Origin of the sequence: Streptomyces sp., from assembly GCF_035563135.1 — a bacterium.
Taxonomy (GTDB): Bacteria; Actinomycetota; Actinomycetes; order Streptomycetales; family Streptomycetaceae; genus Streptomyces.
Genome location: NZ_DATMVN010000791.1, coordinates 1 through 9,483, shown reverse-complemented (window position 1 = coordinate 9,483; position 9,483 = coordinate 1). Strand labels below are relative to the sequence as shown.

Genomic DNA, 9,483 nt, shown 5'->3' with positions numbered 1-9,483 from the left:
CGCGACTGCCTCACGCGCCGCGACCACCGCCATCTGAGAGAAACGATCCATCAACCGGGACGTTGCCACCCCCAGCAACGCGTCGGAATCGAACCCGCCGACGGTATACGCGAAATCACAGGGCATGCCCTCCAGCGCCGGGTGCGGCCCCACCCCGGACGGCAGGGTGGATCGCGTGATCTGGTGCCACGTCTGTTCGGCACCGATACCAGCCGCCGTGACCAGCCCCACCCCGGTCACCGCCGCGGACGATGTGCCGCGGGCCGCCTTCACATGGCCGCCTTGATGCCCACAAGATCGATGAGCTGGGCGACGGTGTGCCGAGAGGTCAGATGCACGTCGTCCAGGTCGATGGCCATCCTTTCCTCGATGATCACCCTCAGCTCCTCAAGAGCCAGGGAGTCCATACGCAACTGATGCAGAGGGGTGTCCGCCGGGACCGACTGCGGATTGATTCCGAAGTGCTGCATCAGTACGTCCTGGACATGTCGCGCGGCATCCACGCAGGCATCCATGAGCCCCTCCTGTATGCGTCGGTGTCCGGCCGCCGATCGGCTGTTCCGGTTGCTGAACGCCCGAACCGGCAGGTAGTTACGATCCCGTCGCGGTCCCTGCAACGAACAGGTTGCATATATGGACAAATCGCATGGCGTTCCCGGTCATCATGTCGATTGGCATTCGGCTCATCGAACGGGCCGGTACCTGTGGCGCAGTCAGCAGGCGCGGAGGGGGCGGATCCGCTGCAGCACCAACCGCATGACCGACCTGGTGAAGGCGTTCCTCACCCTTCACCACGCATCAGCGTGAGGTTGGAAAAGCTCAGAGATTCAGAGTCGATTGATCAAAAGTGATCACGATTGGCCGCTGCGTTGGTTTACTCTTACGCCGATTCTGCCTAGGGGTGGGCGCTTGGCTGACGCGAGGGGGCGCAGTGGGGGGTGTGGACCGCCGCTTTCACGCTCTTGTATCCGCGTATGCCATATCCACATACGGAAACTTCCTGAACCTGATCGCGCTGAGCTTGTTCTCCTACCAGGTGACGGGTACGGCCTTCGGTGTCGGTGCCATGATGGCGTTACGGCTCTGCGCCGGCTTCGTCGCCGGTCTCGCTGTCGGGGAGCTGTCCGCCCGAAGGACCCGGCGGACCGTGATGATCTGTTCCGATGCCGCTCAGGGAATCACCATGACCGTCATGGCGCTCTGTGCTGCGCGGACGCCGCTCTGGCTGCTCGCAGGAGCAGTGATCGTCATGGGGATGGGGAACACGTTCTTCACCGCCTCCCTGCGCAGTGCGATTCCGGTGATCGTCGGCCAGGAAGCCCGTGCCCGGGCCAACGGACTGTTGGTGACGGCCCGGTCCCTGGCCACGGTACTCGGGTTCGCCTCGTCGGCCCTGGTGATCGGGTTCGGGGGCTTCGCCGCCGCGTTCGCGGTCAACGCCGCAAGCTTCGTGGTGTCCGGCGTGACACTGCTGGTGCTGCGGCCGCGCACCGACGAGGAGGAGAGCCGCGAGGACGAGCAGGTACCGCCGGACCCCGGGGCCCGCAGGAAGACCGGCGAGGTGCGCGAGAGGTCCGTGTGGCGCTCGGGGGCCGGTGTGCCGGCTCTTCTGCTCGGCATGCTTCTGCTCAGAGGGGTGGACGCTCTGGCGTCCTCCTCCCACAACGTCGTGCTGCCCGTGGTGGCGCACGCCACCCACCCGGGCGAGCCCGCGGTGCTCATGACCCGGTTCTGGGCGGCGTGGGCGGTGGGCACCGTCCTCGCTCACCTGGTGCTGAGACGGAGCCGGGGCGAAGGCGCGTGGAGCGAGCGGGCGTTCGCCCTCGGTACCTGCGCGATGTCGCTCGCGTTCGTGACGGCGTTCCTGGGGCTGCCCGCGCCGGGATTGGTCCTGGCGGCCGCAGCGGCGGGTTTCGCGGACGGCTGGACCGAGATCGTCTACACCTCACGCCTGCAAGCGGCCCCTGACCGGCAGCGCAGCCGGCTCTTCGGGCTGTCCGCCACGGTGGAGCAGGCAGGGTTCGCGGTGGGGGCGGTGGCCGCGGCGGCGGCTCTTGAAGTGCTGCCCGCACCGGTCGTCGTGGGCACCTTCCACGGTGCGGCCATGTGCGGGGCGCTGTTTCTGCTGCTCTGCGCCACCGGCCGGCGCGGCGCAGCAGGGCTGCGGCAATCCACCGAAGAGAACGAAGAAAGGGACTCGTATGGAAGGCATACCGGGGCAGGAACTCTGCCAGGGGCCTGAGCCGGACCGCACCGAGGAAGACGCCGCCGACGCGGTGTCGGCACTGCTGCGGGCCGCTCGGTCGGCTTCCGGGTCCCTCGTCACCGTCGATGCGGACGGCACGACGACCTCGCAGACGTACCCCGAACTGCTCGACGCGGCACGGCGGATGCTCACCGGACTGCGCGAACAAGGATTGCGCCCCGGCCACACGGTGCTGCTGTGCGGGCTGCCGCTGAGCGAGTTCTTCCCTGCCTTCTGGGCCTGTGTGCTCGGCGGTGCACGGCCTGCGGCCATAGCGGAGCACCCTGCTCCCGGCTCGCCGGCCCTCGATCGCCTGCTGCACGCCGCCCGGTTGCTCGACCAGCCTTTGGTGCTCGGCGACGCGGCCGGTGCGGCGGTGTTGGCGCGGACCGCCCCCGCCCTGCGCGTCGCCATCGCCAGGGACTGCCTGAGCGCACTGCCCGCTGACGACCACGTGGAGCCGGACGGGTCCGACACCGCGATGCTGATGCTGTCCTCGGGCAGCACCGGTGTGCCCAAAGCCGCGCGGCTGACGCACGCGGGCCTGGCGGATTTCGCGGCGAGCAGCCGGCGGATCATGGATGTGCGGCCGGACCACACGATGGTGAACTGGCTGCCGGTCGACCACAGCGGTGCCTTCCTGCTGTACCACTTGCTCGCAGTTTTCACGGGCTGCACCAACGTGCACGCGCGGACCGACCGGGTTCTGGCCGAACCGCTGCGCTGGCTCGATCTCCTGGACTCCCACCGGGCGCACCACAGCTGGGCGCCGACGTTCGCCTACCAACTCGTCGCGGACGCGCTGGCAGAGCGGCCGGAGGGGCGCTGGAACCTCGAAGGTCTGAGGACCATGCTGTGCGGGGGCGAGCGGATCGCGCTGCCGGTGCTGCGCCGTTTCCTCGACAGGACGGCCCGGTACGGGCTTCGCGAGGAGCACATCGTTCCCGTATGGGGAATGGCGGAGACGGTCACGGCCGTCACCTACGGCCGGCTCGACCGGCCGGGCACCGTGCACCGGCTGCTCAAGAGCAGCCTCGGCGGGAACGTGACAGCCGCCGACCGGCGAACACCGGAGGACGAGTGCGTCACCTTCGTCGCCTCCGGAGCGCCCGCGCACGGAGTCACCCTGCGAGTCGTGGACGACCGCGGCGAGATCCTGCCCGAGGGCAGGATCGGGCGGCTCCAGGTGCACTCGCCCGCCCGTCTCACACCCGGCTATGTGAACGATCCGGAGGCGGACGCCATAGCCTTCCCCGCAGGGAGGGACTGGCTTGACAGCGGTGATCTGGCCTTCCTGAACGCCGGACAGGTCGTGATCACCGGCCGGAGCAAGGACGTGATCATCCTCAACGGGCACAACCTCTACTGCCATGAGGTGGAGGAAGCGGCCGCCGCCGTCGACGGGGTCCGGCACGGGGACGTGGCAGCCTGCGGGATACCGGACCCGGACAGCGGCACGGAGACCCTGGCCGTGTTCTTCGTCAGCCGCGACGCCGTCGGGAACGCGCGGATCACGGCAGAGGTGAGAGCGGCGTTGTTCACGAGGCTCGGGCTGACCACCGCCCAGGTCCTGCCCGTCCCGCGGGACGAGTTCCCGAGGACGCCCGCGGGAAAGGTGCGCCGGGCCGAGCTCCGCGACCGCCTGATGAGCGGAGGCTTCGGTTCGCAGCCGGCTCACGGTGCCGTGGCGAAGACGGATCACGGCGCTGTGGTGAGGCAGGACCAAGAAGCCGTGGCGAGGCCCGATCACGCAGCCGTGGCGCAGACGGTGCGTGACGAACTCGAGAGCGTGCTGGGGCGCCCGGTGGACATGGACCGGCCGTTCTACGAGCTCGGTCTGACCTCCCTCCTTCTCATACGCCTGCGGACCGGGATCGAGGAGCGGATCGGGAAGCCGGTCTCCCGGACCGCGTTCTTCGAGCACCCGACGGTCCGTGCGCTCGCCGCCCACCTGTCCGCTCCCGGCGCGCCCGCCGGAGGCAGGACAGGGGAGGAACACCCGGGCGGCGCCCCCGCGGCCGACACCGCTGACCGGCGCGTCGCCGTCATCGGGCTGTCGTTGCGCTTCCCGGGGGCGGACTCGCCGGAGCGGTTCTGGGCCAATCTGCGTGACGGCGTGGACAGTGTCCGCGTCTTCAGCGAGGAGGAACTCGCGGCGGCGGGCCTCACCCCCGAGCAGCGGCGCGCCCCGGACCTGGTGCCGGTGGGCGGAGTCCTCGACGGGGCCGAGGAGTTCGACACGGACTTCTTCGGTATGAGCCCCAAGGAGACCGAACTCACGCACCCCGCGCACCGGCTGTTCCTGGAGAGCTGCCACCAGGCGCTGGAGCAGGGAGGGTACGCAGCGGCCGGCCCGGACACGAGAGTCGGGGTGTTCGCGGGCTCGGGCATGAATCTGTACGACCACCAGCAGGCGGCCGGGGCCGGAGCGCCGTCCGGGCCGTACGACGGGGCGGATCCCGTCACCGGTATGCAGTCGGCCGTCGGCAGGCAGCCGGACTTCCTCGCCACCCGGGTCGCCTACCGGCTCGGGCTCACCGGCCCCGCCATCGGTGTGCAGACCGCCTGCTCCACCTCGTTGGTCGCCGTGCACCTGGCGGTCCAGTCCCTGGTGAGCGGTGAGTCGGACCTCGCGCTCGCGGGCGCCGCAGCCGTGCACCTGCCCCAGGAGACCGGCTACCGCAGCCACCCCGGGTCGATCCTGTCGCCCACCGGGCGCTGCCGGGCCTTCGACGCGGAGGCCGACGGCACGGTGGGCGGCAACGGTGTGGCCGCCGTCCTGCTCAAGCGGCTCGACCGGGCGCTGGCCGACGGGGACACCGTGCACGCGGTCATCCTGGGCTCTGCCGTCAACAACGACGGCGCGGGGAAAGTGGGCTTCCACGCGCCGGGCGTCGCGGGGCAGGTCGACGTCGTGCGGCAGGCGCTGCGCGCGGCGTCCGTCCCGGGGGAGTCCATCTCGTACGTCGAGGCGCACGGGACCGGTACGGGGCTCGGAGACCCGGTGGAACTGGAGGCGCTCGGCCGGGCGCTCGGCGAGGACACCGGGCGCACCGGCTTCTGCGCGGTCGGCTCGGTGAAGCCGGGCATCGGGCATCTCGACAGCTGCGCCGGGATGGCCGGGCTCGTCAAGACAGTCCTCATGCTGAGCCACCGCACCCTGGTGCCGACCGTGCACCTGAGCCGCCCCCATCCGGAAATACGGCTGGAAGGCGGCCCGCTGACGCTGGCCACCGAGCTGCGGCCGTGGTCGGTGCCGGACGGTGTGCCGCGCCGGGCCGGTGTCAGCGCGTTCGGCGTGGGCGGCACCAACGCCCATGTGGTGCTGGAGGAGGCCCCGCCCGTGGCCCGGAGGGATGCCTCATCCGAACTGCCCGTGCTCGTACCGGTGTCGGCGTGTGACACCGAGGCCCTGGACGAGTTCACCGGCCTGCTTCGCGACCGGCTGCGGCAGCGGCCGCAGCTCGCGGCCGCCGACGTCGCCGCCACGTTGGCCTACGGCCGGCCGCACCGCCTCGCACGCACCGTGGCCGTGGGGCGCACCGCCGGGGAACTCGCCCTCGCGCTGGAGGAGCCGCGGCCCCGGCCGCCCGCCCCACTCGGGCCGGTCGCTTTCGCCTTCTCCGGGCAGGGCAGCGCACGGCGCGGCATGGCGAGCGGACTGTACGCCGCGTACCCCGCCGCCCGCAGGACGCTCGAGCGGTGCGCGGAGGTCCACGCCGACGAGTTCGGCACCAGGCTGCTGCCCCTCCTCCTGGACGGACCCGTGGGAGAGGACGAGGTCTGGCCCACCGAAACGGCTCAGGCCGCACTGTTCGCCCACCAGGCGGCGCTCGCCGACGTGTGGCGAGCAGCCGGCATCCGCCCCGCGCTGCTGCTGGGCCACAGCGTGGGCGAGTACGCGGCGCTGTACGCAGCCGGTGCCCTGACGCTGGAGGACGGGCTGCGGCTCACAGCACGACGCGGGCGTCTGATGCACACGGCCTGCCCGCCGGGCGGCATGATCGCCGTCCGTGCCGACCGAACCGCTGCGCATCGCATCGCCCGGACCGCGGGTGTGGAACTGGCCGCAGTCAACGGTCCACGCGCCCAGGTGCTCTCGGGTGCGCCGCACGCCCTGGAGGAGGCGGTTCGCCTGCTCGATCAGGAAGGGGTGCGGTGGCGGGCGCTGGCCGTCGACCGGGCCTTCCACTCGGCCACGATCGAACCGGCCCTGAACGAGTTCCGCGCCCATGCGGAGAAGGCCGCCTACAGCCCACTCCGTACTCCGCTGGTGACGTCCGCGGACGGCGAGGTGCGTGACATCGGCTGGACGGTCGACGCGGAGTACCTCTGCCGTCAGGCGCGACAGCCGGTCCGTTTCGACCTGGCCATGGCCGCGGCTGCCGCGCGAGGGTGCGAGGACTTCGTGGAGATCGGGGCAGGTGCCGCACTCACCGGCCTCGGCCGGCACTGCGTGCCCGCGAGCCGCTGGCTGAGCGGGCAGGGAGAGACCGGCGGTGCGGCGGAGCAGGTGCGCGGGCTGCTCACCGGGCTCGGCTCGCTGTACCGCAGGGGAGCCGATCTGGAATGGCGTGTGCTCACTCCCGGCGGAGGCCGGGTGCAACTGCCGGGGCACCCCCTGCGAAGGCGCGCGGTGGCGTCCCCGGTCGTGCGGACGCCCGAACGGCCCGCCGCGCCTCAGGTGTCCGCCGTATCCGACGACCTGCTCTCCGTCGTAAGGCAGCTGACGGCTGACAAGGTCGGCAGGCAGCCGGCAGCGGTCATGCCCGACAGCTCGTTCTTCGAGCTGGGCGCCGACTCGCTCTCGCTGATGGGCATGACGACCGAGCTGGAGGAGCGGTTCGGAGTACGGGTCCCGGTCAGGGAGCTCTTCGACTCGGCCGACACCCCGCGCAGGCTGGCTGAACGCCTGGCGGAGCTACGGGACGGCACGGCGCGGATGCGGGAAGCAGCGGCCCCCGTGGCCACGGGGGTCCGCGCACCCGGGGCGTCCCCGGAACTTCTCGGGGAGCTACGGGACGGCACGGCGCGGATGCGGGAAGCAGCGGCCCCGGTGGCCACGGCGGACCGCGCACCCGGGGCGTCCCCGGAACTCCTCTCTCTGTTCGACCGGCAGCTGCGGCTGGCGGAGCGAGCCGTCGACCACGTGAACGACGTCATCTCACGCCAGCTCGACATGCTTGCGGACACCACCGGGACGCTGCCGCCCGCGGCTGCCCCGGCCCCGCTGCCCTCGGCCCCCATGCACCCGGTTTCGGCTCCCGCATCCCCGGCCCCCGCCCGGGAACCGAACCGGTGTCCCCGTCCCGTGCCGCAGCCCGCCGCCCCCGCCGTGCCCGTACCTCCCGCAGGCTGCGACTTCAGCCTCTACTTCTTCGGCGACTACCCGGAGGACGCGGGCAGCGACAAATACGCCCTGATAATGGAGGCTTCGGACTTCGCCGACCGGCACGGATTCCACGCCCTGTGGTTCCCGGAGCGCCACTTCAACTCCTTCGGCGCGCTCTTCCCGAACCCGTCCGTGCTCGCCGCCGCGCTCGCGGCCAGGACCAGCCGGATCCGGCTGCACGCGGGTTCCGTCGTGCTGCCGCTGCACCATCCGGTCCGGGTGGCCGAGGAGTGGTCGGTCGTCGACAACATCTCCGGCGGCAGGGCCGGGATGTGCGTCGCGAGCGGCTGGCACGCCACTGACTTCGCACTCGCCCCGGAAAACTTCGGCCGGCACCGCGAGGTGATGTACGAGCACCTGGAGACCGTGCGCCGGCTGTGGTCCGGACGGCCGGTGACGACGACGGCGGGCGACGGCCGGTCCGCCGAGATACGGCTGCACCCCCGCCCCGTGCAGGAACAACTTCCCCTGTACGTGGCCGTGGTGGGAAACCCGGACAGTTACCGACGGGCGGCCGCCGAGGGCCTGGGTGTGGTCACCAACCTGATGGCGCAGACCGTCGAGCAACTGGCGGACAACATCGCGCTGTACCGGCGCACCCGTGCCGAGCACGGCCTCGATCCGGCGACGGGCCGGGTGGTGGTGCTGGTGCATACCTACCTCGGCGAGGACGCCGAGCGCGCACGGGCCGAGGCGTACCGGCCGTTCGTCTCCTATCTGCGTTCCTCGCTCTCGCTCTTCGACCAGGTGACCAACAGCCTCGGCTTCGACATCGACCTGGAGAACACCCCCGAGGAGGACGTGGAGTTCCTGCTCGGGCGTGCCTATGACCGCTACTGCGCCTCGCGTGCCCTGATCGGCGACGAACACACGGTCGCCGGGACGGCGCGCCGTCTGCGGGAGGCCGGGGCGGACGAGCTCGCCTGCTTCGTGGACTTCGGCGTACCGAAGGACAAGGTCCTGGCGGCATTGCCCCACCTCGACCGGCTTCGCCGCCGCGAGCAGCCCGAGCCGGGGGAGCGGACGGCTCCCGCGCCGAGGCGCATGCCGCTCACCCCCGCCCAGCGCCGCATCTGGTTCCTGGAACAACTGCACCCCGGGACCCGTATGTACCACGAGCCCAAGGCGATCCGCCTCGACGGCCCCCTGGACGTCACCGCGCTGCGGTGGGCACTGCAACGGGTCGCGGAGCGCCAGCCGGCGTTGCGCACGGTGTTCGGCGACCGCGAAGGGGTGCCCTACCAGGAGGTACTGGACCGCGTACAGCTCGACTGCCCGGTCGACGACCGCACAGGGGTGACGGAGGAGGAGGCGCTGCGCGCCGCTCTGGCCGCCGAAGGGGACCGAGTCCTCGACCTGGGCACCGGACCGCTGGTGAGTGCCCGGCTGCTGCGCCTGTCGGAAGAGCGGCACCTGCTCTTCCTGACGGCCCACCACATCGTCTTCGACTCCTCCTCCACGGTGGTGCTGGTCCGGGACCTCGCCGCCTGCTACCGGGCCCGGTCACAGGGCGGCTCCGGGCTGCCGCCCCTGCCGGAGCTGCCCCCGGCCGCCTCGCCGGACCCCGCCGGACTCGCGGCGTCCGTGGACTTCTGGCGCACCGAGCTGGCCGGCGCCCCCGACCTCGACCTGCCCACCGACCGGCCCCGTCCACCGGTCCGGTCCGGGGCCGGTGCGAGCCTCACCCACGCTCTGGACGCCGACCTGGTCGGCAGGCTGCATACGTTCGCCGCCGCCCACCGCGCCACCCTCTTCATGACCCTGACCAGCGCCATCGGCGCGACTCTCGGCCGGTTCGCGGGGCAGCAGCACGTATTGCTCGGTACCGCCGTCGCTGCTCGCCCTG

General features: G+C 71.5%; 3 protein-coding genes and 1 pseudogene. 2 read left to right on the top strand and 2 right to left on the bottom strand.

Features of this window, described 5'->3' with window-relative positions; genetic code table 11:
* Both VN520_RS35225 and VN520_RS35220 read right to left on the bottom strand, forming a co-directional pair.
* Positions 1 to 273, bottom strand: a pseudogene (locus VN520_RS35225) (3-oxoacyl-ACP synthase); the annotation flags it as partial.
* Positions 270 to 515, bottom strand: a complete 246-nt coding sequence (locus VN520_RS35220; RefSeq protein WP_325751021.1) for an acyl carrier protein — start codon at positions 513 to 515, stop codon at positions 270 to 272. The pseudogene VN520_RS35225 and the gene VN520_RS35220, both read right to left, overlap by 4 nt.
* A 425-nt stretch (positions 516 to 940) precedes the next feature.
* Here VN520_RS35220 and VN520_RS35215 point away from each other — a divergent pair, with 425 nt between their 5' ends.
* Complete coding sequence (locus VN520_RS35215) at positions 941 to 2,242, top strand: MFS transporter (RefSeq protein WP_325751020.1); 1,302 nt, start codon at positions 941 to 943, stop codon at positions 2,240 to 2,242.
* The coding region (locus tag VN520_RS35210) for a MupA/Atu3671 family FMN-dependent luciferase-like monooxygenase (RefSeq protein ID WP_325751019.1) at positions 2,202 to 9,483 on the top strand (7,282 nt) is incomplete at its 3' end. The genes VN520_RS35215 and VN520_RS35210, both read left to right, overlap by 41 nt.

Excerpts from the sequence above, each read along its gene's own strand:
- VN520_RS35220 (WP_325751021.1), bottom strand. The coding sequence starts at position 515 with ATGGATGCCTGCGTGGATGCCGCGCGACATGTCCAGGACGTACTGATG.